We start from the raw sequence: 24,742 nt of genomic DNA on the forward strand, positions 1-24,742 counted from the left end.
ACACGGCGACTGGAGAGGCGACCGCGTCGGACAACTCGCCGCACCGGTAGTTCACATGACACAAAACATATGTTCCGCAGACACGGATTACGGAGCAACGACCGGGTCGCCCGGGCCCCCACCGATACCTTCGAGACTATGACCAATGTCAACCCGACAGCGGATGCAGGTACTGCGTCGACGGCCGACGGCACGGCCCTTCAGATATCGACGGTCGAGCGACTGTGTGCCGATATCCAGGAAAACGTCGCGCGCGTGATCGTCGGCCACGAGGACGTGATCGAACACGTCGTGACCGCTATTCTCGGGCGCGGACACGTTCTCCTCGACGACGTCCCCGGCGTCGGTAAAACCATGCTCGCGCGCTCTATCGCCAGATCGGTCGACTGCACGTTCAGCCGCGTCCAGTTCACGCCCGACCTCCTCCCGACCGACGTCACCGGCGTCAACGTATTCAACCAGAAGACCCGCGAATTCGAGTTCCAGTCCGGCCCCATTTTCGGCAACATCGTTCTCGGCGACGAGATCAACCGCGCCCCGCCGAAGACGCAGGCGGCGCTGCTCGAGGCCATGGAAGAAGGGCAGGTGACCGTCGACGGGACGACGCGGGCGCTTCCGACGCCATTTACGGTCATCGCGACCCAGAACGCCGTCGAACCGAACCGAACCTACGACCTGCCGTTCGCCGAAGTCGACCGGTTCATGAAGAAACTTCACCTGGGCTATCCCGATCCCGACCAGGAAGCGGAGTTGCTCGGCCGAACGGTCGGCGATCACCCCATCGAGTCGCTCGAGCCGGTGACCGACCGCGAGACGCTCGTCGCCGCCCGCGAAACCGTCTCGACGATTCGGGTCGCCGAACCGGTCCGGAAATACGCGACGCGGCTGGCGGCGTACACCCGCGAAAACGCTCACATCGGCGTCAGCCCCCGCGGGACGATCTCGCTGCTTCGCGCGGCCCAGGCGCGTGCCGTCACCGACGGCCGGGAGTACGTGATTCCCGACGACGTTCAGATCGAGGCCCCCGTCGTGATGAGCCACCGGATCAAGACGACCGGCCGCGATCAGGACGGAACGGCGGTCGTCGAGGACGCACTCGAGCGCGTGTCCGTCGAATGAGGCCGAGACTGACGATCCGCGGCTGGACCGTCGTCGCCGTCATCCTCGCCGCCGTCGCGATGAGCTGGTGGTTCGGCCCCCGGGCGCTCAACGCGGTCGTCGTGCCGCTCGGTGTCGTCCTGCTGGCCGGCGTGGCCGCCGTCGTCCGTGCCGACCGGCCGCAGGTCCATCGCCACGCCGTTCCAGACGGGTTCATCGGCGAGCAGCGGCGGGTCGAAGTCGCCATCGAGACCGACGGCCCTGTCGCCGCGACCGTCCGCGATACGGTCGGCGAGGGGGTCTCGGCCACCGACGAGCCGATCGCGGAGACGACGCTCGCGGGCGACGAGACCGTCGCGTACGACGTGCGACTCGAGCGACGAGGTAACAATCGGGTCGGCCCGCTGTCGATCGCAGTCCAGGACGTCCTCGGACTCGTAGCGCGGCCGTTCGAGTACGAGGAAACGACCCCCGTCCTCGTCTATCCGCACGTTCGCGACCTGGGCCGCGGGTCCGTCGCCGATCTCCGGACGCTCACCGGCCTCGCCGATCGACGCGATCAGCGGGAGTTCGACTACCTCCGGGAGTACCGCCGCGGCGACTCGCTTCGCGACGTCCACTGGAAGAGCGCCGCCAAACGCCCCGGCGACGAACTGACCGTCGTGGAGTACGCGGACGACGAGGACGGGACAGCCGTCACGGTGGCCGCCGAGTGTCCCCCGCGCGGATTCGACGGCGCCACCGACCGCGTCGACGAGATGGCCGCTGCTGCCGCCAGCGTCGCGACCTACCTCCTCGAGCGGGGCACGACGGTCGGGATCGCCCTCCCGAAGGCGTCTCGCCCGCCGGGAGCGGGTCGTACGCACCACCGGGAGTTGCTGCGGTTACTCGCCGTCGCCGAGCCCGGCGAACTTCCGGAGCGAACCCGCCGGGACGCGGACGTTCTGGTTCGAACCGAGGCGGACGGGACGACGATCGTCGTCGACGGTCGCGAGATTCCGTTCGACCGGCTCAGTGGCGGGGGCCGATCAGAGGGAGCGAGCCGAGTCCACCGAGAGCGGATCGAACGCGACGATCGAAGCGACCACCACACCGGCAGTTCGTCGGGGATGACCGCATGAGTACGGAGTCGTCCAGCCACGCGGGCGGTCGAACGGTTTCGGTCGAGACCGACGGGCCGCTCGGCGCCGACGCGATGCGCCGGCTCGCACTCGGCTGCGTGCTGATCCTGACGGCCTCGTACGTGAGCGTGCTCTACGACGTCACGCACGTCGTCGGTGGGACGCGGTCGCTGCTCTCGGTCGTCGGACTGATGCTCCTCGCGGCGACCGTCTGTGCCCGCACGATCCGCCCGCGGACGGCCGCCGTGCTCGCGCTGTCGGTGGCCGGGTTCGGATTCGCCTACTATCTCACGGCGGCCGGCGTCGAACTCGGTGTCGTCTTCAACTCGACCGACGCCATCGTCTCCGATACCGTGGCGCTCGCGACCGGCCTCCCGCTGCTCCGGATGGTTCAAGCCGGCATCTGGACGCTCGGATTCGCGCCCGCACCGGTCTTTCTCTCGTGGTATTTCGCCCTCCGGAGCCACTACGGCCCGAGCGTCGTTCTCGGCGGGGTCGCACTCGGATTTCTGGTCTTGACAGGCGACGCCGGGACGGTCGTCACACTGATCGGGACCCTCGCCGCGATCGGCGCCGTGGCGTTGGGCGAACTCGAGAAACGGGGAGGTTCGATCGCACAGGCGGACCTGCTGACCGTCCTCTTCGCGCTGGCAATCTGCCTCTCGCTTTCCGTGACGGCGGTTCCCGGCGAACCGGCCGGGCCGACCCACATCGTCCAGGGCGAAGCGGGCACGCTCGAAGCGACGATCGATTCCGCCCCCCAGCGGTCGGGAATCTCCGGTCAGGTCGATCTCTCGCCGGAAACCCGATTCACCGTCGAATCACCGACGCGATCGTACTGGCGGACGGGCGTATACGATCGATTCGCCGGCGACGAGTGGATCCGAACCGGTCAGAGCAGCCGGTACAACGGCGGTCAGATCAACGCCCCGCCCGGCGAGTACGAGACGGTCGAGCAGACGGTCACCGTCGAGACGAAACTGGGCATCATCCCCGTCGCGCCACAGCCGCTTTCGATCAAAGAAGATACCGGACAGCGAACGACCATTTCCAGACACGGCCAACCGCGGCCCGAGACACCGTTTCAAAAGGGCGACAGCTTCACCGTCGAGAGCGCAATCGTCGATGCCGGTGCGAGCGAGCTCGCGGCAGCGGGGACGGACTACCCGGACGAGGTCACCGACCACTACCTCCAGACCCCCGAGGGGACCTCGAGCGAGTTCCGAGAGCGCACCGCGGAGATAACGGCGGGTGCGACCACTCCGTACGAGACCGCGGTCGCGATCGAACGGCACCTCGAATCCTCGAAGGAGTACTCGCTCGACGTTTCCCAACCCGCCGGAAACGTTGCGGAGGGATTCTTGCTCGAGATGGACGAGGGCTACTGCGTCTACTTCGCGACGACGATGACGCAGATGCTCCGCGAGGAAGGGGTCCCGGCCCGGTACGTCACCGGCTACACGAGCGGTCAGCAGATCGACGACGACACGTATCTGGTCCGCGGGCTCGACGCCCACGCCTGGGTCGAGGTCTACTTCCCCGACCACGGCTGGGTTCGGTTCGACCCGACGCCCGGAGGCAGCCGCGACGAGGTCCACACCGAGCGTCTCAGGGAGGCCCGGGAGAACGGAAACGAGGACGCCGATACCGAGGAAAGCGAGGACGTCCCGCTCCCGGAACGGCCCGACGAGAATCCTGACGACACCGACGATTCGGAACCACCGCAGTCACCGCCCGACGAGCGCCCGAACGAATCGCCGTCCGATCCCGCTGCCCCCAACGAAAGCGATCCGCAGGACCCAGCGGCCGGGTCGAACGACAGCGCATCCGGCCCCGACGGACCGGGCGACACCACCACCACTGTCGGGACCTGGCTCGAGCGATTCGTCACGTTCATGCGCGAGACCGGTGCGTTCGGACTGGTGCTGATCGTCGGACTCGCCGCGGGAGTCCGCCGAACTGCCGCGGCGACACGGTTCCGGCGCGAAGTCGGCGTGTACTGGCACGGGTTCCGGGCCGACCCCGACCGCGACGCCGAACGCGCATTCCGACGGCTCGAGCGGCTGCTTTCCCACCGGTACCGGCCACGTCGCCGATCGGAATCCGCACGAGCGTATCTGCGGTCGATTTCGGAATCCGCCGACGCCGACGGTCGCGCGCCGATCGATCCGCGGACCGAACGGGTCTGCGAGTGTTACGAACGGGCGATCTACGGCGACGGCGTCAGCCGAGCGGACGCAGACGACGCGATTTCGATCGTCGACGACCTGGCTCGAGACCGACTGCCGGTGATCGGACGCATTCGATGAGCGAACACTGACGATCGGGTGCAGCGAGCCAGCGGCCGATGCTGATGACCGTCGATTGCGGCCGGCCACGGGTCGCGACTGGCCGGTCCCCGATCCGGGGAGACGGACCCGTGACTCCGCTCCCGGCCGGACCGTGCGCCGATCCGCGACTCGGATACCGACCCGCGACCGCCCACCGTCGGACGCACGACGGGAGAGACACCCTCCCCCTGGGCATCCGTCCGCGGGGCGATCAGGTTCCGTACTTCTATGCACCGAAAATTCCCCTGAACACTCAAAAAGAACCAGGCGAGGGCATGCGGGTCCCGATAGTGTTTAATATGCCCGTTTCATAGCTACGAACGTAATGTCGGAAGTCTGCTCGACGTGCGGGCTGCCCCAGGAACTCTGCGTCTGCGAGGACGTGGCCAAGGGCCAACAGCAACTCAACATCCGCATTGACGAGCGCAGATACGGGAAAGAGGTAACGATCGTCGAAGGATTCGATCCGAAGGACGTCGATCTGGACAGTCTCTCGTCGGATCTCAAGTCCAAGTTCGCCTGTGGGGGGACCGTCGAAGACGACCACATCGAACTTCAGGGCAATCACACCGGCCGCATCGAGGACTTCCTTCGGGATCGCGGCTTCAACGTCGCGTAAATGCCCGCGATGCTCTGAGACGACTTCCGAACCCACGGACGTCGCCGGGGTCACGCCCGGTGGAATCGCGTTTCTGCATTATCCCGTCGCCGATGGTCGACCGTCGGCGACCGGGGAATTACGATCCTCGAGTCCGTAGACCGATGTGAACTCAAATGGCGTCGTTTCTCGTCGTATTCGGAACCGATACCGGTCAGACGGCAGCCGTCGCCGAGTCCATCGGGTCCGTGATCGCTGACCGGGGCCACGACGTAACGGCGAGACGGGTCGAAACCGTCTCGGAGTCGGCGGTCGGCGATTTCGATGCCGTTCTCGTCGGCTCGCCGGTCATCAACCGGGCACACCTGCCGGAGGTCGTCGCCTTCGTCGAACGGAACCGCGAGGCGCTGGCGGCGCGACCGACCGCGTTCTTCCAGTTGTCGTTCGCCGCCGCGATTCCGCGTCGCTGGGCTCGAGAGGGGGCGGCCGACTGGGTGGACGCGCTCGTCGACCGAACGGGCTGGCAACCCGATCGAATCGGGTCCTTCGCCGGCGCTGTCAAATACACGCAGTACGGCCCAGCCACACGGTTGTTTTTCAAACTGTTCGCTGCGCTGACGACCGGCGATACGGACACCGCTCGCGATTACGAGTACACGAACTGGGACGATGTCGAGGCGTTTGCGGCCGACTTCGCCGGGTTCGTCGAGCGCCAGGACGCCCGAGGCGGGCCCCAGAGTATCGGCCCCGAGTTCACGCGCGCCGTCACCGGACTCGGATTCCTACTGGGCGTTTCGAGCCTCGTTTACTGGCTGGTCGTCCGTCGTCGGCAGACCGACGACGGCGATCGTCGCGGCGTCCCCGCTCGAGCGGACGAGGAACCGAGTGAGAGAGTCGACCGCCGATAGCGCGGCGGTTCTCAAAAGGGCGATTCGGGATCGTCCGTCGGCGCTGTCGATTCCTCCTCGCGAACGAGACCGAACTTCATGCCGTACTTCTCGAGGCCGCCATCCATGCTCTCGACGTGGGCGTCCGCCGTCCCCTCGTAGGACCCGATGAGCTGTGCGGCCTGAACGCTGGCTTTGCCGTGGGGACAGACGGTAACGATGCGGTCGGCGTCCTCGAGTTCCTCGACGCGACCCGTGAGTTCGTGGAAGGGGATGTTCTCGCTGCCGGGGATGTGACTGTGTTCGAAGGCCCGCTCGTCGCGGATATCGACGATGCGAACGTCGGCGTCGTCCTCGAGAAGTTCCTTGACCTCGTCGGTGGAGATTTCGCCGTCCATTACCGGCGCGTTGGGCCGCAGGCCGAATAAGGGTGCGGGTCCGAAGACGGTCAGATACCGGCGGGCCGGTGGAATCGATCCGCTTGCGACGGGCCGTCCGGCGCAGTCTGCCCGTGTCGCACCGCCGCCGTTCATCCGAGTCGACAGTCTCTCACTCGAGAGACGACGAGGTGAGACGCGACGACGTTACAGAAAGCCGTCCGCGTCGGCCAGCAACAGCGCCGACAGGGTCGAGTCGTTCGCCGGCGGCTCGCGGGCGCGGTCGAGCGCCTCGTCGACCGGCACCGTCGTCACCTCGAGGAACTCGTTGGTGTCCAGTTCGCGCTCGCCCGGTTCGAGTCCGTCGGCGTAGACGACGCCCCGGTCGTGTCGCAACACGCCCGTCGCGACCGCGTACTCCTGAAGCAGTGCGGCACTCGTCGGGCGAAACCCGGTCTCCTCCTCGAGTTCGCGAGTCGCCGCTTCCGTGTAGGACTCGCCGTCCTCGACGATCCCCGCGGGCAACTCGAGGTGCGTCTCGCGGATCGTGGGCCGGTACTGTTCGACGAACAGGAGCCGGTCGCCGTCACCGCTCGCGTCACCCCCGCCGTCCGTATTCGCGAGGACGTCCCCGTCGATCCGCGCGACGACGACGACCGCCGGCGGCAACTCCGCCCAGTAGTATCGCTTCTCGCTCCCGTCCGGCTGCTCGAGGCGGTCGTAGCCGCCGTCGTACCAGCCCGTTTCGTACTCGGTTCGCTCCTCGAGAAGTTCCCACTCGTCGGGCGCTGTCATCGCGTCAAAGTGGGTGCTCGAGGAGATAATAGCTGGTGATCGTGGGCGCGATCGCTGCACTCCGACGTCACCGGCCGTTCCCGACCGGATCCGTTACCTCGAGCCACTCGAGGTCTTCGCCGACGCGTCGGAGCCCAGTATCGTGAGCCTCTCGAGACGGAATCGTTAGTCGTCGGGAAGATCCGACGTCCAATCGGCTTTCAGGCCTTCCGGAGCATCCGTCGATGCGTCCGCGACCTTCGCCGCTTCGGTAATACTGCCCCGCATCGACCGAACGAACTCTTGGCGAGAGATTCGGGGACGAACGACGACCGATCCGTTTTCCACGGTCACACGGACGCGTTGTCCCGTTTCGAGATTCGATCGGTTTCTGATGTGTTTCGGTATCGTGATTCGGTCTCTTTCATCGAGGCGCCGATCATCGTCGTCAGTATTCATGGGCCTCACTACAGCGGGAACAGAAAAAGGCGGTTCGCCTACACGATTTCCCGATACAGCCTCCCGAACGCCTGCCGACGAAGCGTCGCGACCGCCGCATCCTCCTCGTCCTGGAACGTCGCCGCGACCGCATTACCGTCGGGGCCCGCGTGCCAGACGACGTGGTCGACGCTCTCGTGGCCGACCGTCGTCACCTCGCCGTCGGCGGACTCGCGCCACTCCTCGAACTCCTCGCGGCTTCCGACGGTAACCTCGAGCATACTCGCGAAGAGGGCGTCTCGGGCGGTTTCGACGACGTCGCTCGTGACTCGGTCGTCGTACTCGTCGCGGTCGAATGCCATCGCCTTCGCGACCTCGCGGACGACCGTCTGGGCCGCGGAACCGGCCGCTTCGTAGCGTTCGCGGGCCGCTTCGATCGACGCCGGTGAGAACGTCCCAACCGTATGCATACGCAAACAGTGGGCGGTCCGGCAGTTACGCGTTTTCGTTCTCGTCGGCGGCGCCACCCTCGGTTTCGGCGTTCGACGTCGATTCGTCGCTCGCGTCGCTCTCGGTCGAGGGGTGCATCTGCCGAGTCATCTCGGCGGCCTCCCGCAATACGGTCTCGGTCTCCGTCGTCATCGATCCGCGACCGGGGCTGCGGCTCTGACGAGCGAGTCCCTCCTCGAGCGATCCGGGCCGGCCGGGTTCGTGGCCGTGGTCGTGCCCCTCGAACGCCGGCGTGTCGATTTCCGTCGCGTGCGAACTGACGATCTCGCCGAGTTCCGCCGGGCCGCAGTCGCCCCAGTGGGGCGCGTACTCGTCGAGCCACGCGCGGTGATCCTCGCGACCGAGCGAGGCGGTGATCGCCAGGTGGTTCGCGAGGTGAGCGGCGTCGGCCTCTTCGGCGTCACAGACCGGACAGGCGTATCCCATAGGCCCGTTTACGAACGCGAACGGTAAAACGTCCCGCACCCGAGATTGCAGTCACACGTTACGACCGGGCGGATCTGCCGAGTTTCCGAATCATCACGATCGCATCCTCGCCGTCACCGTAGTAGCCCGAAACCCGCCGGAGCGGTTCGAAACCGAACTCCCGGTAGAGGCCTCGCGCGTCGTCGTTCGAGCGCCGAACCTCGAGTTTCACCGACTCGGCACCGTGGGCCGCGAGGACGCCGAGCGACCGGGAGAGGAGCGCGGAGCCGACGCCCATCCCGCGCCGGTCGGGATGAACGGCGATGTCCTTTACGTGTCCGAGAGAGCGAGCGATCCCCTGCGTTACGTCGGCGACGACGTACCCGGCGATCCGGCCGTTGGTTTCCGCGACGAGAAATCCCGGCTCGCCGAGGAACCGCTCGAAGGCATCGTACGGCCAGGGCTGGGAAAACGACTCGTTCTCGATTCGAACGACCGCGAGCAGATCCGCACGCTCCGCGGGTCTGATCGACAGTTCGTCGCGTTCCTCTGGAGCGTGCGTCGTCACACGTACGGATACCGCACCGAGCAGTAAAAGCGGTACGCGTCTCGCGTCCCGTCGCGCGTGAGACGAACGGAGTCGGAAACGGTACCACGGGGCGGCGGCATCTACTCGTCGGCGTCGCGCCCGTCGTCCGCCTCGTCGTCGATGTCGGTCGTCGGCTGCTCGTCTTCCGTGCCGCCGTACTGGGTCCGTTCGTCTTCGTCCTGATCGCGGTCCTCCGTCATGCGAATCACTCCGCCGGAATCGCGTCGACCTCGAACGTTTCGGTCAACTCTTTCAGTTCGTCGAGGGCCGATTGCTCCTCCCGGAGGTTTTCCTCGAGGAGATCGGCCGCGTCGTCCATCCCGAGGTGGTCGGCGAGGGGAATCAGGTTCCCGTATGCGGCGATCTCGTAGTGTTCGGTCTTCTCGGCGGCCGCCATGTTGTGGTAGTCCATCACGTCCTGAGCCGGCTCCATCGAGGTGAACTCCTCGTACTCCTCGAGCAGGCCCTCGACGCCCTCACATTCCTCTTTCTCGGGTGGTTCTCCGAACTCGTCGAAGACCTCCTCGAGGCGATCGATCTGGTCCTGGGTCTCCTCGCGGTGCTCGGCAAACGCACGGGAAATCTCCTCGCGTTCGGTGTTGGTCTCGAGGTGTTCGAGCGCATCGAGTAGCTGATGCTCCGCGTGGTAGATGTCCTCGAGGCCGTGTTCGAACAGGTCCTGAATCGTGTCCATACTCATGATGTAACCACCCGGTCGTTCACAAGCCGGGAGAAAAAGCCGCGCGCCTGCGACAGCAACGCCAGCGAACGGGCACCGCGTCACCGGTCGGCGGCGCAGTATACGGGTACGTCAGTTCGATTTTCCAACCTCGTTCGGCCGCGATGCCGTCTCGACCGACGTCGACCCGCCCGAGCGGCGGGTCGACTCGACGGACAAGCAGTTCGGGACCGCGGACGGTCCGCACCACCGCCGGAGGATCGGTCGCCGATCGACCCGTATTGATACTCCATCCAATACCGGCTCCAGCACCCGGTCGATTTCGATAGGTCATTGGTACCACAACACATTGCCCTGAAAGAAGCGCCCTACTTACCGGCCACATTTACCCCTTCATTCACCGCTCCGCCACGGGGTGCATTCGGGACAGACCCGTGACTGGCGCCTCACCGACGGGTGTCGGGGTTCCGATACCGCTGACGACAACGGACGGCTCCCACTTCCCTCCGGCACGCGGCGCTTTTGGCCCCCTCTCACCACGAATAGACGTCGCCCAACGGGGCGCGTCGTCCGTTTCGGCGCCCACAGACGCCACTATTCGGCAGAACAGAGGGCAACGGTCCGCCGTCCTCGAGCACATCAGACACTGGGTCGGTACAGCCGTACCGCTCACCCCAGTGACGGGCTGTACTCGGTCGTCCGCCCGACGAGACCGCTCACGTCGGCCGATATCGATCCGATCCCGGCTGTCCGTGTGACGCTCCTCTCGGCCCCGATCGGATTGGACGGATCCGTCAGAGATAGCGGCATAAAACGCCCATAAGACACAGCACGGGTATCGCTTGCAGGCGAAGCGATACTTATCCCATCAGGGTTCGAACGACTGTCCATGTCTGATGCAGCCGATTGCAATCCGAAGCCGGTCGAGCAGGAAGCAAGCGAGCGTGACGACACACACCTCGACGATATCGAAGAAGGGGCCGGCTGTACGGAAATCTGGGAGCACCTCGCAGAGCAGCGCGAGGAATAACTCGAGACCGATGTCCCAGTACGGACCTTTTTAACGACGTGCCCCCTACTGAAATTCATGACCGACAACCGGCCCGGTGATCGGTCGCGCCGTCACGCCGCCTCCGATCGATCGATTCCGACGGACCGGGAATCGCCCGTCGGGGCGCCAGTAATCCGGGGCGACGAATCAGTCACCGGAACTCGTGCCCGCGAAGCCGTCATTTTCGACCCCGACGACCCCGAAAGCCTCGCAGACGCCGCCGAAACCGTTCGTCAGTTCGCCGCCGGTGTCGCCGACGACGATCACCTGTACATGCTCCGCGGCGCGGCCGCCTGCGCCGCCCTCGTGCGCGGCGAAGGCTCCTACAAGGCCGCCGCCGAACGCACCGACGGCGAAGTGACCGTCTCGTTCATCCGCAAGTGGGCGCGCGTTCACGACCTCCCGCGATCGGTCCGCAAACAGGTTGCACTCGGACAAATCGCCCCCACCGCCGCCAAACACATCGCCCGCGTCGCCGGCGAAGCCCGATTACTTCTCGCCTGGGCCACCCTCGACGGCGACCTCACCGTCCGCGACGTCCGCAGCGTCGCAAGCGCCGTCAACAACGACACCCCCATCGACCAGGCACTCGCAGACCACGGCGTCACCCTCGGCACACTCGAACTCACACTCTCACCCGCCACCTACCGCGATCTCCGACGGCGCGCCTCCATCGACGACGTTCATCCCGGCCAGCTCGTCACCGACGCGCTCGACCAGTACTTCGAACGCGAGTGACTCGGTCACACGGACTCTCGAGTCTTCGGCGCATCCGAGAAAGAAACGTTTAACCGCTACTCACCGAAACAGGAAATCAGAGGGCCGGTAGCTCAGTTTGGCAGAGCGTCTGGCTTTTAACCAGACGGTCGCGTGTTCAAATCGCGCCCGGCCCGCTCCTGCGAGGAATACGTTCGTGACGAGCGAAGCGGCTACCGCAATTTGAACGCAGAGAAATCGCGCGCAACGTGGTGAGCACATCCAACCGCGTGTTCGAATCGCTCCCCGCTCGCGTTTTCAGGGATCTTCTTCCCACGCGAGAAGTCGGGATGGGCTCGAATCGTCGTCTCGCTCGCGCATGCCAGAACTCGTGAAGTGACTGGTCGCATCTAAAGTGGGGGTGTACCACGAGCGCGAGCGCTACTTAGAAGCCGCGACCGTCTATCGCGCGCTGTTCGAGGAAATCGATGATAACGAAGTCCGCATCGACGCCGCGTACGACCACTACGCTAAAGCCTTGCAGTCCGCCCTCGACGGATACGTCGAGTGCGTGCTCGCGGCCGATACTGACCGAGGCAAGTTCGAGAAGTACATCGGTGTGCTAGAAGACCAGGCGGCATCGGCGCATCCAGCTAACACCGAGCAGTTCTACCGTGCGATCGACGACCTCGAAGAACGACGATGACAGTCGAGTCCCCGCCCGAGAAAAGATTCGGTCACTCTCTACCGAACGAATCCTGGAGCAGGGAACCAACTACTGGAGTCAAAGTCGAGGTCGAGAGTTGACCATCGCTCCCGACGATTTATGCGTCTACCCGCGAACGAACCGCTATGGGCGGTATCGAGCTACGGAACGAGACACTCGTCGTCGAGCGTGAGTCGAATCAACTCGACGAGTTGGCCATCGGGTTCTCCGAGGTTCTCGGCCGATTCGACATTAAGCACGTCTACATCGCGGGGTACGTCTCCATACTCGCTGGTCGGGCACGCTCTACCGAAGACGTTGATATCCTCATCGAACGAATCGACGAGGAAACCGCCGACAGACTCGCCACGACGCTCGACGAGGAGGAATTCTGGGGACCGGCGATGCCACTCACGTCGATGTACGAGATGCTCGACAACGGCGACAATATCTGGGTCGCCCCGGAAGACCAGATTACGCCTCACCTCGAAGTCAAGTTCGCGCGCGACGAGTTCGATCGGGGATCTCTCGAAAACGCGATCACGGCCCGGATCGGTGGTAAGACGATTCCGATAGGCCCCTTAGAGCTCCAGATCGCGTATAAACTCTACCTCGGTGCGCAAAAGGACGTCGAGGATGCAGTCCACCTCTACACGCTTTTCGAGGAAAGTCTTAGTGTGTCCCGCCTCGAAGAGTGGGTAACGCGACTCGACGTCGAAGCCGAATATGAGCGACTCAAACGCGCGTGAACACCTCGACACGAAGCACGAACGCAACCGTGAGCAGCGCATCGAGGGCATCAAACGCTGGGTCGAGTACATCGAGTCCGAACCGCCCGAGACGTGGGGGCCACAGCAGAACGCGGTCGTCAACGACCAACTCGGTGCGGCCCAAAGCGTACAGACGTCGGCGGATCACCAGCAGCACGTGGAAGACGTAGCAGCGGAGATCCTCGAAGTGAGCGACGAGTCCAACGCCGATTCGAAGTAACACGGGTTTCTCGCGGCCTCACCCGAAACGAGGCCGTTCAAGGTAGCACCAGTTACTTCTACCAGCATCTATATATGAGACTATGGAAAAGTGGTGGAACCCAAGACAACGTCGTCTTGGGCTTTAGGGTATCGTGTGAGAGCCAAGGGCCGGATTTGAACCGGCGGTGGGCGGCTCTGCAGGCCGCTGCGTTCGGCCGGACTCTGCCACCTTGGCGCAATATATCGTTGTTTCTGCGGTCGTTTAAGCATAGCGGTACGACGTAACCGGAGAGGTATCGTTCCGCGATCTGGACGCTGGCAGCAATGCAAAACGCCCCCGCGGGAGACCGCCGGTGCGGTCGCTCGTGGGGGCGAAAGAGAGTACGAGTATGAGTGGTCGGCGGCGAAACGGGGTTCCCAGAGGCTCGCGCACTCCAGTACTGGCCGTAACGCAGGCGAGCTTATCTTCCGTGTTCGGGATGGGTACGGGAGGTACCTCGCCGCTGTGGCCGCCGTAACGCCGATCGACGGAATCGAACCGCCGTCATGCCAATATCGGTGATACGGTGTCTGCGTGCTCGTGTCTGTGACCGTTGTGTATGTGTAGTCCAGTTTGCGTCCGGACCCGTTCGCGCGTCACGGATCCAATGCGATGATGTTGTAGTTATGAGTGTGTGGCTCGATCAGTTAGTGCTCGCGGGCTCAACACCTCGTTGCCTTGGTGCGTACACCCCGAGTCTATCGACCTCGTCTTCTACGAGTGATCTCGGTGGTATCTCTTTTTCAGGTGGGTTTCGAGCTTAGATGCGTTCAGCTCTTACCCCGTGGTGCGTCGCTGCCCGGCACGTGCTCTTTCGAACAGCCGGTACACGAGTGGCACCCATTCGTAGTTCCTCTCGTACTATACGAACGTTCCCGTCAGATACCGTTACACCCCCAATAGATAGCAGCCGACCTGTCTCACGACGGTCTAAACCCAGCTCACGACCTCCTTTAATAGGCGAACAACCTCACCCTTGCCCGCTTCTGCACGGGCAGGATGGAGGGAACCGACATCGAGGTAGCAAGCCACCCGGTCGATATGTGCTCTTGCGGGTGACGACTCTGTTATCCCTAAGGTAGCTTTTCTGTCAGCAATTGGCCGCATCAAGCAGCCTAATTGGTTCGCTAGACCACGCTTTCGCGTCAGCGTCCGTCGTTGTGCCGGACACTGTCAGACTTCCGTATGCTCTTGCGCTCTTTCCCGCGTCTCCGACACGGGTGAGGAAATCTTGGGGCGCGCCCGATATCTTTTCAGGCGCGTACCGCCCCAGTCAAACTGCCCGGCTACCAGTGTCCTCCGCCAGGAGTGAGAGTCGCAGTCACCATCGGGTAGTATTTCAGTGCTGCCTCGGTGGCCCGCTAGCGCGGGTACCTGTGTAACGGCTCCTACCTATGCTGCACAATGGCGACCACGTCTCAGTGACAGCCTGCAGTAAAGCTCTATAGGGTCTTCGCTTCCCCTTGGGGGTCTCCAGACTCCGCACTGGAACGTACAGTTCACCGGGCCCAACGTTGGGACAGTGGCGCTCTCGTTGATCCATTCATGCAAGCCGCTACTGAAGCGGCAAGGTACTACGCTACCTTAAGAGGGTCATAGTTACCCCCGCCGTTAACAGGTCCTTCGTCCCCTTGTACGGGGTGTTCAGATACCTGCACTGGGCAGGATTCAGTGACCGTACGAGTCCTTGCGGATTTGCGGTCACCTATGTTGTTACTAGACAGTCGGAGCGCCCGAGTCACTGCGACCTGCCTCTTCGCGAGGCAGGCATCCCTTATTGCGAACGTACGGGACTAACTTGCCGAATTCCCTAACGTCGGTTGCTCCCGACAGACCTTGGCTTTCGCCGCCACGAGTACCTGTGTCGGATCTCGGTACGGACAGTGTGCTCACCTTTTCACGGGCTCTGGGTTGACCTGACTTGCGCTATCCAGCCGTTCGACCGCTTCGTGCCATTACGGCTTCCACGATCTTTGACTGTTCGACTGGGCGAAGGCCCAGCTCAGGCGGCCCCAAAGCGTCGGCTTTGAGTGCACACTGGCATAGGAATATTAACCTATTTCCCTGTTGTCAGCTTCGACTTACGGGCTGACTTAGGACCGGCTAACCCTCAGCTGATTGGCATTGCTGAGGAACCCTTACTCGTTCGGCCGTCGGGGTTCTAACCCGACTAACGCTGCTACTATGACCAGGATTTTCGTTACTGAACGGTCCACACGAATTCTCATCCGTGCTTCCACCCGAACAGAACGCCAACCTACAAGATTGCGGTCTGATCCGCACTGCTAGGTCTCGGTGGTGGATTTGAGCCCCGATCATTTTGGGCGCCTCAAACCTCGGCCGGTAAGCTGTTACGCTTTTCTTAGAGGGTAGCTGCTTCTAAGCTCACCTCCCGGCTGTCTAGGGCTTGAGACCACCTTCGATCGCACTTAATCCACACTTGGGGACCTTAACCCAGCTCTGGGTTGTCTCCCTCACGGTACACAGGCTTACCCCGCGCACCGGACTCCCTGCGTCAAACGACGTTCGTAGGTTCGGAGTTGGACAGGGGGGCACACTCCTCTCGGAGTGCGGTCCCCCAATCCGTTGCTCTACCCCACGAACTATCTCGGCAGAGGTCATGCTTCGACATGTTTCGGTTGGAACCAGCTGTTTCCGGACTCGATGGGCCTTTCACCCCTAGACGTAGATCACGAGAGGGTATTGTAGGACACCAACTCTAACAGGCCTCCACGTGCCTTTCGGCACGCTTCACCTTGTCCACGCCTAGATCGTCCGGTTTCGGGTCGTGCCCGTTTGACTCCCCGCGCTTGAACACGGCGGCCCTTGTGCAAAGCACTGCGGCCCTGTCGGTTTCCCTACGCCTTCCTCGATAAGCGAGTTAGACTCGTCAAACAGGCACACTCCCTGGTTCGTTTTTCAAAACGTACGACGGAACACCGGCTTCCCGACCTTCCTACTGGTAGCTCGCGCTACGGTCGTTTCGGTCGGGACCTTTCGTGCCCCGTCGCTCCATCGCCAACTGATTTCACGCCCTATTGCACCTCCCTTCTTGGGGTGCTTTTCAGCGTTCGCTCACGCTACTTGTTCGCTATCGGTCTTGAGGAGTGTTTAGTCTTCGCGGTCGATGCCCGCGAACTTCACGAGGGATATCCAACCCCCGATACTCTGGAGCTGACTCGTTCCTTACTCGTCGACAGTACGGGACTGTCACCCTGTTTCGTACTCCGTTCCAGGAGACTTCGTGTCGAGTTTCGGGAAGTGATCGTCAGTCCGTACACCACATTGCCCGTGAAGGCTTCGGTTTGGACTGTATCGCGTTCATTCGCCATTACTTACGACATCGCGTTTGCTTTCTTTTCCTGCCGGTACTGAGATGTTTCAATTCCCGGCGTTCCCCATTGCGCGAAGCAATTGCGGTGGGGATTCCCATTCGGAGATCCTGAGTTCTTCGCCTCCGTGCGGCTCCCTCAGGCTTATCGCAGCTTGGCACGTCCTTCTTCAGCTCTCAAGCCGAGCGATCCACCAGCTGGCACAGTAGCCACGTTCATCGGATCGGCGTTGCGACAGAGTCGCAACATCGTGACCCGGGAACGGGTCCAGTGGACGCCTGGACTACACGTACACACGGTCTCATCTGCGCGCCGGTAGACGGCCGGCCCGCATTAACCCTTCCCACCCACGTTTGCACGGGGTGGTGCATCGGTTCGTTCGGATTCAATCCTCGGGCCGTCTCCCACTTAAGGGACACGATCCGAGATTTCCTCCGAGACATGGACCCACAGGGATTCGAACCCTGGGCATCCTCCTTGCAAAGGAGGCACTCTACCACTGAGCTATGGGCCCACGCCCGCCTCGTGAGAGGCGGGCAGGGAGTTGGGTGTTAGCCCTGGTAGTTCTGAGGTGCCCGATCGGCCAGTCGAGTGACTGTATCGATCGAACGTGTGCGGTTCGAAAACCGCGATCGCGATCCGCAGTGAGCCAGGCGCGTCGGCCTGGTCTCGGTCTGTGGAGGTGATCCAGCCGCAGATTCCCCTACGGCTACCTTGTTACGACTTAAGCCCCCTTGCGGAGCCCAGATTCGACCGGCGTTACGCCGGCCTCATCCGGACCCCACTCGGGTGCTTTGACGGGCGGTGTGTGCAAGGAGCAGGGACGTATTCACCGCCGTCTTCTGAACGGCGATTACTACCGAATCCAGCTTCATGAGGGCGAGTTTCAGCCCTCAATCCGAACTACGACCGAGTTTCGGAGATTAGCGCCCCCTTTCGGGGTGGCATCCCACTGTCTCGGCCATTGTAGCCCGCGTGTCGCCCAGCACATTCGGGGCATACTGACCTACCGTTGCCCGTTCCTTCCTCCAGTTTGGCACTGGCAGTCCTCCTAATGTACCCAACCACCGCAAGGGTGTTGCTGGCAATTAGGAGTGCGGGTCTCGCTCGTTGCCTGACTTAACAGGACGCCTCACGGTACGAGCTGACGGCGGCCATGCACCTCCTCTCAATGGCTCCAGTAAGCTCATCACACTGACCTTCACTGCACATTGTCGATGCTGGTGAGATGTCCGGCGTTGAGTCCAATTAAACCGCAGGCTCCTCCGGTTGTAGTGCTCCCCCGCCAATTCCTTTAAGTTTCATCCTTGCGGACGTACTTCCCAGGCGGTCTGCTTCACGGCTTCCCTACGGCACAACACAGGCTCGTAGCCTGTGTCACACCTAGCAGACATCGTTTACAGCTTGGACTACCCGGGTATCTAATCCGGTTCGTGACCCAAGCTTTCGTCCCTCACCGTCGGATCCGTCCTTCCAGAGCGCTTTCGCCACCGGTGGTCCGTCCAGGATTACGGGATTTCACTCCTACCCCAGACGTACCCTCTGGATCTTCCGGTCCCAAGCCACGCAGTTTCTACCGGACGCCCGCGCGTTGAGCGCGCGGATTTCCCGATAGACTTGCGTGGCCAGCTACGGACGCTTTAGGCCCAATAATAGCGGTCATCACTTGTGCTGCCGGTATTACCGCGGCGGCTGGCACCGGTCTTGCCCAGCACTTATTCTACCACCTCCTTACGGTGGTGAAAAGCGAGGACTATATGCCCTCGCACTTGGAGTCCCCTTATCGCACTCTCGTGCAGTGTAAAGGTTTCGCGCCTGCTGCGCCCCGTAGGGCCCGGAATCTTGTCTCAGATTCCGTCTCCGGGCTCTTGCTCTCACAACCCGTACCGATTATCGGCACGGTGGGCCGTTACCCCACCGTCTACCTAATCGGCCGCAGCCACATCCTATGGCGCCGGGACGTTTCGGGTTCGCGCCACTTCCAGGCTGCGAACCGTATCCCGGATTAGCCTCAGTTTCCCGAGGTTATCCGAGTCCATAGGGTAGTTTGGCCACGTGTTACTGAGCTATCTGCTACGAGTCTGAACTCGTGCAACTAGCATGGCTAAATCGGACTCCAATAGCAATGACCTCCGGCAGGATCAACCGGAATGAATGCTATGTCTCCCCGAGATGTGCTCGGGGTCTGGCGGTGAATGTTGTACACACTCACACATTTGGTAAATGGTCCACGTTCGACGACGACAGCCGGTCGCGACGACCGGTCGGGCGTCACCGAACTACCAGGGCTAACATCAGATCCCATCTATACGGCGGACCGCAGGGGTAGGATCCTCATTTCCTTCGGACGTATTCGTAAGCTGTCTGGGGTACATAACCCCTTCGAACTCACGTCGCCCGAGATGACGGCCCGAGTTGAACGGGCCGTCGATCACGCGTTTGTTGCGTTCATATCCAACTGCCCTCGTACATATAAGGGCGTCGGATCGAACCCGCGCCGAAAATCGCATCCGGCGAGGGCGTGTGCGATCCGAACTGAGTGCCCATACACGTATAAAGGCGTCGGATCGCCGTGACCGGGAATGCCGGCCACGGACACATCCTTTGGGAAACGCCCATATACTTATAAGGCCGTCGGATCGGACCGACAACCTGTCCGAGGGTGGATATGATACCTGCCTCCGTGCCGGGTCGCGGCCGGAGGGGACGTGGCGGCGTGCGCCACGTCGTTCGCATTAGTTTCGAACGCCGGGTTAGTATATAAGGCCGTCGGACCGGAAGCGCATCGGAATCCGGTACCATGGCACGGTTTTCCACGAGATGATAGCAGCAATGACATTAATAAACGATATCGCGTGGTCGGACGGCTCTCGGCGGTCCGAAAATGTCACGCGGGCGGAGGTCGGCCGGTCATCCCACCCTCGAAGGTACGGTCGGGCCGGATGATACCCGCGTGGTCGACGTCAAGCGCGCACGCGCAAGAAGGTGTCGTGTGAAGTCGGCGAGCGGTGGGAAACGCATCGATGCCGATAAACCACGTGCGTTGTAAGGGGAAATTGAATGGTCCGGGACCCGTTCGCTTCGGAGTCAACCCCGTCCGCAGAGGAGATCTGCTCTGCGCTGGACGATCCCGACTGCCGCGAAATTATTCGAAAGCTCGAGGAACCCATGACGGCCTCAGAGCTAACGAAAGAGTGTGACATCCCTCAGTCGACGTTATACCGAAAGCTCGAATTGTTGACCGACGCGACGCTGCTCGAGGAGTCGACGGAGATTCGACAGGACGGCCACCACGCCAGCAAGTACTCGATCGCGTTCGACGAGATCACGCTCGGCCTGGACGAGGAACGGGCACTATCGGTTCAGATCGAGCGGCCAGCCCGGACGGCGGACGAGCGACTCGCGGAACTGTGGTCGGAGGTGCGAAGAGAGACATGAATCCGTTTCCCGCTGGAGCGCCCGAAACGATGCTCGCACTGGCCATCGTCAAGACCCTCGTTCTCCTCGTCGGAGGCGTCATCACGTACTTCTCGTTCAAAGCCTACCGCCGGACCCGACAACGAGCGCTGGGGTATCTCGCGGCCGGATTCGGCCTCGTCACGCTCGGTCTGGTGCTCGCGGGGATGCTGTACGAGGTGCTCGGCGTCGAACTCGCGACGGGGATTCTGCTCGAGAGCTGTCTGGTACTCGTCGGCTTTCTGGTGATCGCCTACTCACTGTACGTGCAGTGAGTGGCGAAGGCGGATCGGTAACGAGAGATTGGGACGGACGTCGTCGCTGCCGGTGTGGCGGTAAAACGCGGTTATCCTCCCGACGAGGTGCAGAGCGAACGTGTCCGGGCCAGCGGCCGGATCGGTGCGACTCGACGGGAAGCGAGCGGCGAATGCGCAACGTCGCGTCGCCGAACGCGAACCACCGGCGATTACCACGTTACCGGTTCAGGGTGTGAATCGCGTGTCCGAGTGCGTTCTCGGCGGCTTCCATCACCGACTCCGAGAGGGTCGGATGGGCGTGGACTGTTGCGGCGACGTCCTCGAGCGTGGCACCCAGCTCGATCGCGAATCCGAGTTCCGCGATCAGTTCAGAGGCTTCCGGGCCGACGATCGACGCGCCGAGGAGGTAGCCGTCGGCGTCGTCGGCGACGATCTTCACGAAGCCGTCGCTGTGGCCGGTCGTCAGCGCGCGGCCGCTGGCCCGGAACGGGAACTGGCCGACGGTGGTCTCGAAGCCGGCTTCGCTCGCTTCGGACTCGGTCATGCCGACGGTGGCGATTTCGGGGTCGGTAAAGACGACGGCCGGGATCGCCTGCTGGTCGAGCATCGCGGGTTCGCCGGCGATCACTTCGGCGGCGACTTTTCCCTCCGTACTCCCCTTGTGAGCCAGCATGGGTTCGCCGGCGACGTCGCCGACGGCGAAGATGTGGTCGATAGTCGTTCGTGCGCGCGAATCCGTGACGATGAAGCCTCGATCGTCGGTCTCGACGCCAGCGGCGGACAGGTCGAGCGTGTCCGAAACCGGCTCGCGGCCGACGGCGACCAGCACGGAATCGACGTCGAACTCGAGGCGTTCGTCGACGAGTTGCTCGGCCTCGTTCCCACCATCGGCGGCGGCCCGATCGGCCGGCTCGGCGACGACGCGGATCCCGCCCTCGTCGCGGTCGTGCCAGTTCGACGCGGTGTAGCCGAACTCGAAGTCGATCCCGAGGTCGGTCGCTCGTTGCTTCACGGGGCGTTTGAGGTCCTCGTCGTAGCCGGGAAGGATCGAGTCGAGCATCTCGATGACGGTCACGTCGGTCCCGAGTTTGGCGAAAACGCTCGCGAGTTCCATCCCGATGTAGCCGGCGCCGACGACGACCAGCGAGTCGGGGACGGACGTGAGAGAAAGCGCCTGTCTCGAGTCCAGAACGGGCTCGTCGTCGAACTCGAAGTTCGGTATCTCGATGGGGCGAGAGCCGGTCGCGACGATCGCGTGTTCGAATTCGACGCTCTCCGATCCCTGCCCCTCGCCGCTGTGAGAGACGCGGACTGTATTCTCGTCCGCGAAGCGAGCGGTGCCTTCGAGCAGAGTCACGCCATTTGCCTTGCAAAGTTTCTCGACGCCGCCCGTGAGTTGGTCGACGACACCGTCTTTCCAGTCGATCATCCCGGCGAGATCGATCGCGGGGTCGGCGTGGATCCCCATCTCCTCGGCGGTCGCGGCCTCGTGGGCGACGTCCGTGGCGGTAATAAGCGCTTTCGAGGGAATACAGCCGTAGTTCAGACAGGTCCCGCCGTAGGCGTCTCTCTCGACGAGCGTCACGTCCAGATCGAGTTGGCCGGCGCGGATCGCGGCAACGTAGCCAGCGGGGCCTGCGCCGACGACCAGGACGTCCGTCCCGGTGGTGACATCTCCGACGACCATCAGCTATCGGTCTCCATCGTGCGTGTGATTGCTCTCATGTTCGGTATCTCTGGTTTCGATCGGTCTGCAGTACGTTCGTCTCGCATTCGTATTCAAAACTCCCGTCTTCGGTCACTCGAGCAAGAGGAGGTTCGGGTTCTCGAGGTACTCCATGACCGTATTCGTGAATCGAGCACCGACGGCCCCGTCCAACAGCCGGTGATCGAACGACAGCGAGAGCGTCATCACCGAACGGGGTTCGATCGATTCGGCGCCGTCGTCGTCGGTGACGACCCGCGGTTTGCGCTTGATCTCGCCGATCGCGAGGATCCCGGCTTCGGGATAGTTGATGATCGGGGTGGCGTACTCGCCGCCGATGCCGCCGACGTTGGTGATCGTGAACGTCGAACCGCGCAGTTCGCCGGGGCTGATCGTCCGGTCGCGGGCCTTCTGGACGAGTTCGTTCATCTCCGAAGAGAGTTGCAGGAGGCCCTTCCGGTCGGCGTCTTCGACCACCGGGACCATCAGTCCGACGTCGGTCGCGGTCGCGACCCCGATGTTGTAGTAGTCGCGGTAGACGATCTCTTCGTTCGCGTCGTCGATGACCGCGTTCATCTCGGGATGGTCTTTCAGCGCCGCGACGACGGCCTTCATGATGAAGGGCATGTAGGTCAGCCGGATCCCACGGTCCTCTGCGCGCGGTTTGAGCTCGTCTCGCGCGGCCACGAGCGCGGTGACGTCGACCTCGTCGTGGTGCGTGACGTGCGGCGCGGTGTACTTCGACTCGACCATCGCCTCGGCGATGCGTTTGCGGACGCCCGTGAACGGTTCGCGGCGTTCGCGCTCGCCCTCGGCGACGTCCGGGCCCCGCGTCCCGACCCGCTCGCCCGCTTCGACCGCCTCGCGGTCGGCTTCCTGCGCTCGCTTCTGTACCTCAGCGTACTCCCTGATGGCCGCTGGCGTGACGAACGCCTCGCCGTCGCGTTCTTCGACGGCGGGCACGGCGTCGATGTCGATGCCTTCCTCCTCGGCGAGTCGCCGAGTCGCCGGCGCGGCCAGCGTCCTGTCACGATCGGCCGCGTCACCCTGCGACGGGGGTTCGGACCGGCGAGACCGCGAAGGTCCCGTCGCGGTCTCCGGAGACGGTTCCGCGGCGGGTTCTTCGCCGTCGCCGGTCTCGCTCGACTCACCCGGTTCTCCCTCGTCGGCGGTCGGTGCGGGCGTCTGTGACTGGGGCTGGCCCCGTTCGGCGGCGGATTCGACGCCGTTCGCCGCCTGCACGTCGGCCGCGGTGATCCGACCGCCGGGACCGCTTCCGTCGATCCTCGAGAGGTCGATCCCGCGCTCGCGCGCCGTGCGACGGACGCGCGGCGGTGCGAAGACGCGGTCGTCGGGCGTGGAACCCGCCTCGGTTTCGGTCTGGGCCTCACCGGGACGTTCTGGGGCTTCACCGCCGGTCGTCGAGTCCGCTCCATCGGCCGCAGCGGATTCCTCCTTCGTCGCTGCGGGAGGTTCGGTCGCGGGTTCACCGGCTTCGTCGAACGAGATGATCACCGTCCCGACCGGGACGATTTCTCCCTCCGCGACGTGCAACTCGCGGACGGTGCCGTCGACCGGTGCGGGAACCTCCACGAGCGCCTTGTCCGTCTCGACCTCCGCGACCGACTGGTCCTCCGAGACCTCGTCGCCTTCCTCGACGAGCCAGGTGACGAGTTCACCTTCCGCGACGCCCTCGCCGACGTCCGGCAGTTCGAACTCCCTGACCATCTTAGAACCCCACCGCGTTCCGAATCCCGTCCTCGATGCGAGCCGGTTCGGGCAGGTAGTAATCCTCGAGCGCGTACAGCGGGAACGGCGTGTCGAAGCCCGTGATGCGCTCGACCGGCGCTTCCTGGTACAGGAGGGCCTCCTCCTGTAGGGTCGCGGTTATTTCGGCGCCGAGACCGCCCGTCTTCGGTGCTTCGTGGACGACAGCAGCGCGGCCGGTTTTCTTGAAGGAGTCGACGATTGTCTCCTCGTCCAGCGGCGACACCGTCCGCAAGTCGACCACTTCGACGTCGATCTCGCCGGCGAGGTTCTCCGCGGCCTCGAGGGTCGGTCGGGTCATCGCGCCCCAGGTGTAGACCGAGATGTCCGAGCCCTCGCGGCGGACGGCCGCCTCGCCGATCGGCACGGCATACGAGTCCGCCGGCACTTCCTCACGGAACGCTCGGTAGATGAGCTTCGGCTCGAGGAAGATCACCGGGTCGGGACTCCGAACGGCGCTGGCCAGCAGCCCCTTGGCGTCGGAGGGAGTCGAGGGGATGACGACCTGCAGTCCCGGCTGGTGGACGAACATCGCCTCCGTCGACTCGGAGTGGTGTTCCGGTGCGCGGATGCCCCCGCCGTAGGGAGCCCGGACGACCAGCGGACAGGTGAATCGTCCGCGCGAGCGCGTCCGCAGGCGCGCCGCGTGCGAGACGATCTGATCGAACGCGGGGTAGATGAAGCCCATGAACTGGATCTCGGGTATCGGCCGCATTCCGTAGGCGGCCATCCCGATCGCCGTCCCGACGATCCCCGACTCAGCGAGGGGAGTGTCGATCACGCGGTTCTCGCCGAATTCGTCGTACAGCCCCTCGGTCGCGCGGAAGACGCCGCCGTTCCGGCCGACGTCCTCGCCCATGACCACGACGTCGTCGTCGCGTTCCATTTCGGTGTGCAACCCGTCCTGTACCGCCTGTACCAGCGTGAGGTCTTCCGCTCGTGATTCTGCTGCCAT

At 63.5% G+C, this 24,742-nt stretch carries 21 protein-coding genes, 3 tRNA genes, 3 rRNA genes and 1 pseudogene; 13 read left to right on the plus strand and 15 right to left on the minus strand.

Features of this window, described 5'->3' with window-relative positions:
• Positions 1-138 precede the first annotated feature (138 nt).
• From NJT13_RS10285 to NJT13_RS10305, 5 genes are all read left to right on the plus strand, one after another.
• Positions 139-1,119, plus strand: coding sequence for an AAA family ATPase (locus tag NJT13_RS10285; protein ID WP_254521482.1), 981 nt, complete (start codon positions 139-141; stop codon positions 1,117-1,119).
• Positions 1,116-2,219: a DUF58 domain-containing protein gene (locus NJT13_RS10290; protein ID WP_254521483.1), complete on the plus strand. Its 1,104-nt coding sequence runs from the start codon at positions 1,116-1,118 to the stop codon at positions 2,217-2,219. The genes NJT13_RS10285 and NJT13_RS10290 overlap by 4 nt, the downstream gene beginning before the upstream one ends.
• Positions 2,216-4,528 (plus strand): transglutaminase TgpA family protein, encoded by a 2,313-nt coding sequence (locus NJT13_RS10295; RefSeq protein ID WP_254521484.1) that lies wholly within the window; start codon positions 2,216-2,218, stop codon positions 4,526-4,528. The genes NJT13_RS10290 and NJT13_RS10295 overlap by 4 nt, the downstream gene beginning before the upstream one ends.
• A gap of 346 nt (positions 4,529-4,874) precedes the next feature.
• A complete protein-coding gene (yciH, locus tag NJT13_RS10300) occupies positions 4,875-5,168 on the plus strand; it encodes a stress response translation initiation inhibitor YciH (protein WP_254521485.1) in 294 nt (97 codons plus the stop codon).
• Between the two features lie 155 nt (positions 5,169-5,323).
• On the plus strand, positions 5,324-6,055 hold the full coding sequence (locus NJT13_RS10305; protein WP_340681164.1) for a flavodoxin domain-containing protein: 732 nt from the start codon (positions 5,324-5,326) through the stop codon (positions 6,053-6,055).
• An 11-nt stretch (positions 6,056-6,066) separates the two neighbouring features.
• Here NJT13_RS10305 and NJT13_RS10310 read toward each other — a convergent pair whose 3' ends face one another.
• The 7 genes from NJT13_RS10310 to NJT13_RS10340 all read right to left on the minus strand — a co-directional run bounded on the left by NJT13_RS10310 (position 6,067) and on the right by NJT13_RS10340 (position 9,827).
• Complete coding sequence (locus tag NJT13_RS10310; protein ID WP_254521486.1) at positions 6,067-6,432, minus strand: rhodanese-like domain-containing protein; 366 nt, start codon at positions 6,430-6,432, stop codon at positions 6,067-6,069.
• A 186-nt stretch (positions 6,433-6,618) separates the two neighbouring features.
• Positions 6,619-7,206, minus strand: a complete 588-nt coding sequence (locus NJT13_RS10315; protein ID WP_254521487.1) for an NUDIX hydrolase — start codon at positions 7,204-7,206, stop codon at positions 6,619-6,621.
• A 165-nt stretch (positions 7,207-7,371) separates the two neighbouring features.
• Positions 7,372-7,644 carry an AbrB/MazE/SpoVT family DNA-binding domain-containing protein gene (locus NJT13_RS10320; RefSeq protein WP_254521488.1) on the minus strand — a complete coding sequence of 91 codons (273 nt, stop codon included), beginning with the start codon at positions 7,642-7,644 and terminating at the stop codon, positions 7,372-7,374.
• A gap of 38 nt (positions 7,645-7,682) precedes the next feature.
• A complete protein-coding gene (locus NJT13_RS10325) occupies positions 7,683-8,093 on the minus strand; it encodes a DUF5809 family protein (protein ID WP_254521489.1) in 411 nt (136 codons plus the stop codon).
• A 25-nt stretch (positions 8,094-8,118) separates the two neighbouring features.
• Positions 8,119-8,559: a DUF5810 domain-containing protein gene (locus tag NJT13_RS10330; RefSeq protein WP_254521490.1), complete on the minus strand. Its 441-nt coding sequence runs from the start codon at positions 8,557-8,559 to the stop codon at positions 8,119-8,121.
• Between the two features lie 58 nt (positions 8,560-8,617).
• Positions 8,618-9,106, minus strand: a complete 489-nt coding sequence (gene rimI / locus NJT13_RS10335) for a ribosomal protein S18-alanine N-acetyltransferase (protein ID WP_254521491.1) — start codon at positions 9,104-9,106, stop codon at positions 8,618-8,620.
• A 226-nt stretch (positions 9,107-9,332) separates the two neighbouring features.
• Positions 9,333-9,827: a DUF892 family protein gene (locus NJT13_RS10340; protein ID WP_254521492.1), complete on the minus strand. Its 495-nt coding sequence runs from the start codon at positions 9,825-9,827 to the stop codon at positions 9,333-9,335.
• 868 nt (positions 9,828-10,695) lie between these two features.
• Between NJT13_RS10340 and NJT13_RS10345 the strand changes: the two genes are divergently transcribed.
• The 6 genes and pseudogenes from NJT13_RS10345 (at position 10,696) to NJT13_RS10370 (ending at position 13,249) form a co-directional block, all read left to right on the plus strand.
• Positions 10,696-10,836 carry a hypothetical protein gene (locus NJT13_RS10345; RefSeq protein WP_254521493.1) on the plus strand — a complete coding sequence of 47 codons (141 nt, stop codon included), beginning with the start codon at positions 10,696-10,698 and terminating at the stop codon, positions 10,834-10,836.
• Positions 10,837-10,893: 57 nt separating this feature from the next.
• Positions 10,894-11,595, plus strand: coding sequence for a DUF7119 family protein (locus NJT13_RS10350; RefSeq protein WP_254521494.1), 702 nt, complete (start codon positions 10,894-10,896; stop codon positions 11,593-11,595).
• Positions 11,596-11,676: 81 nt separating this feature from the next.
• Positions 11,677-11,750: transfer RNA gene (locus NJT13_RS10355), tRNA-Lys, on the plus strand.
• 227 nt (positions 11,751-11,977) lie between these two features.
• Positions 11,978-12,259: pseudogene (locus NJT13_RS10360) on the plus strand (SWIM zinc finger family protein); the annotation flags it as partial.
• A gap of 146 nt (positions 12,260-12,405) precedes the next feature.
• The gene (locus tag NJT13_RS10365) at positions 12,406-13,008 is read left to right on the plus strand and encodes a hypothetical protein (protein WP_254521496.1); all 603 of its coding nucleotides are present in this window, start codon (positions 12,406-12,408) and stop codon (positions 13,006-13,008) included.
• Positions 12,986-13,249: a DUF8150 family protein gene (locus NJT13_RS10370; RefSeq protein ID WP_254521497.1), complete on the plus strand. Its 264-nt coding sequence runs from the start codon at positions 12,986-12,988 to the stop codon at positions 13,247-13,249. Before NJT13_RS10365 ends, NJT13_RS10370 begins: the two co-directional genes overlap by 23 nt.
• Before the next feature lie 140 nt (positions 13,250-13,389).
• Here NJT13_RS10370 and NJT13_RS10375 read toward each other — a convergent pair.
• The 5 genes from NJT13_RS10375 to NJT13_RS10395 form a co-directional block, all read right to left on the minus strand.
• Positions 13,390-13,465 (minus strand) — tRNA-Cys (locus NJT13_RS10375).
• 160 nt (positions 13,466-13,625) lie between these two features.
• Positions 13,626-13,747 (minus strand): 5S ribosomal RNA (gene rrf / locus NJT13_RS10380).
• Positions 13,748-13,899: 152 nt separating this feature from the next.
• A 23S ribosomal RNA gene (locus NJT13_RS10385) occupies positions 13,900-16,820 on the minus strand.
• 224 nt (positions 16,821-17,044) lie between these two features.
• Positions 17,045-17,116: transfer RNA gene (locus tag NJT13_RS10390), tRNA-Ala, on the minus strand.
• Positions 17,117-17,279: 163 nt separating this feature from the next.
• Positions 17,280-18,754 (minus strand): 16S ribosomal RNA (locus tag NJT13_RS10395).
• The 16S, 23S and 5S rRNA genes sit together here with 2 tRNA genes alongside, the layout of an rRNA operon.
• 908 nt (positions 18,755-19,662) lie before the next feature.
• Between NJT13_RS10395 and NJT13_RS10400 the strand changes: the two genes are divergently transcribed.
• Both NJT13_RS10400 and NJT13_RS10405 read left to right on the plus strand, forming a co-directional pair.
• Entirely contained in the window at positions 19,663-20,040 is a 378-nt protein-coding gene (locus NJT13_RS10400) for a transcriptional regulator (RefSeq protein ID WP_254521498.1), read from the plus strand.
• Positions 20,037-20,333 (plus strand): DUF7521 family protein, encoded by a 297-nt coding sequence (locus NJT13_RS10405; protein ID WP_254521499.1) that lies wholly within the window; start codon positions 20,037-20,039, stop codon positions 20,331-20,333. Before NJT13_RS10400 ends, NJT13_RS10405 begins: the two co-directional genes overlap by 4 nt.
• A 199-nt stretch (positions 20,334-20,532) precedes the next feature.
• Here NJT13_RS10405 and lpdA read toward each other — a convergent pair whose 3' ends face one another.
• From lpdA to NJT13_RS10420, 3 genes are all read right to left on the minus strand, one after another.
• A complete protein-coding gene (gene lpdA / locus NJT13_RS10410) occupies positions 20,533-22,002 on the minus strand; it encodes a dihydrolipoyl dehydrogenase (RefSeq protein ID WP_254521500.1) in 1,470 nt (489 codons plus the stop codon).
• Positions 22,003-22,113: 111 nt separating this feature from the next.
• A complete protein-coding gene (locus NJT13_RS10415; RefSeq protein WP_254521501.1) occupies positions 22,114-23,748 on the minus strand; it encodes a 2-oxo acid dehydrogenase subunit E2 in 1,635 nt (544 codons plus the stop codon).
• Position 23,749: 1 nt separating this feature from the next.
• Entirely contained in the window at positions 23,750-24,742 is a 993-nt protein-coding gene (locus NJT13_RS10420) for an alpha-ketoacid dehydrogenase subunit beta (protein WP_254521502.1), read from the minus strand.

The organism is Natrinema caseinilyticum, from assembly GCF_024227435.1.
In the GTDB taxonomy this organism is placed as follows: Archaea; Halobacteriota; Halobacteria; order Halobacteriales; family Natrialbaceae; genus Natrinema; species Natrinema caseinilyticum.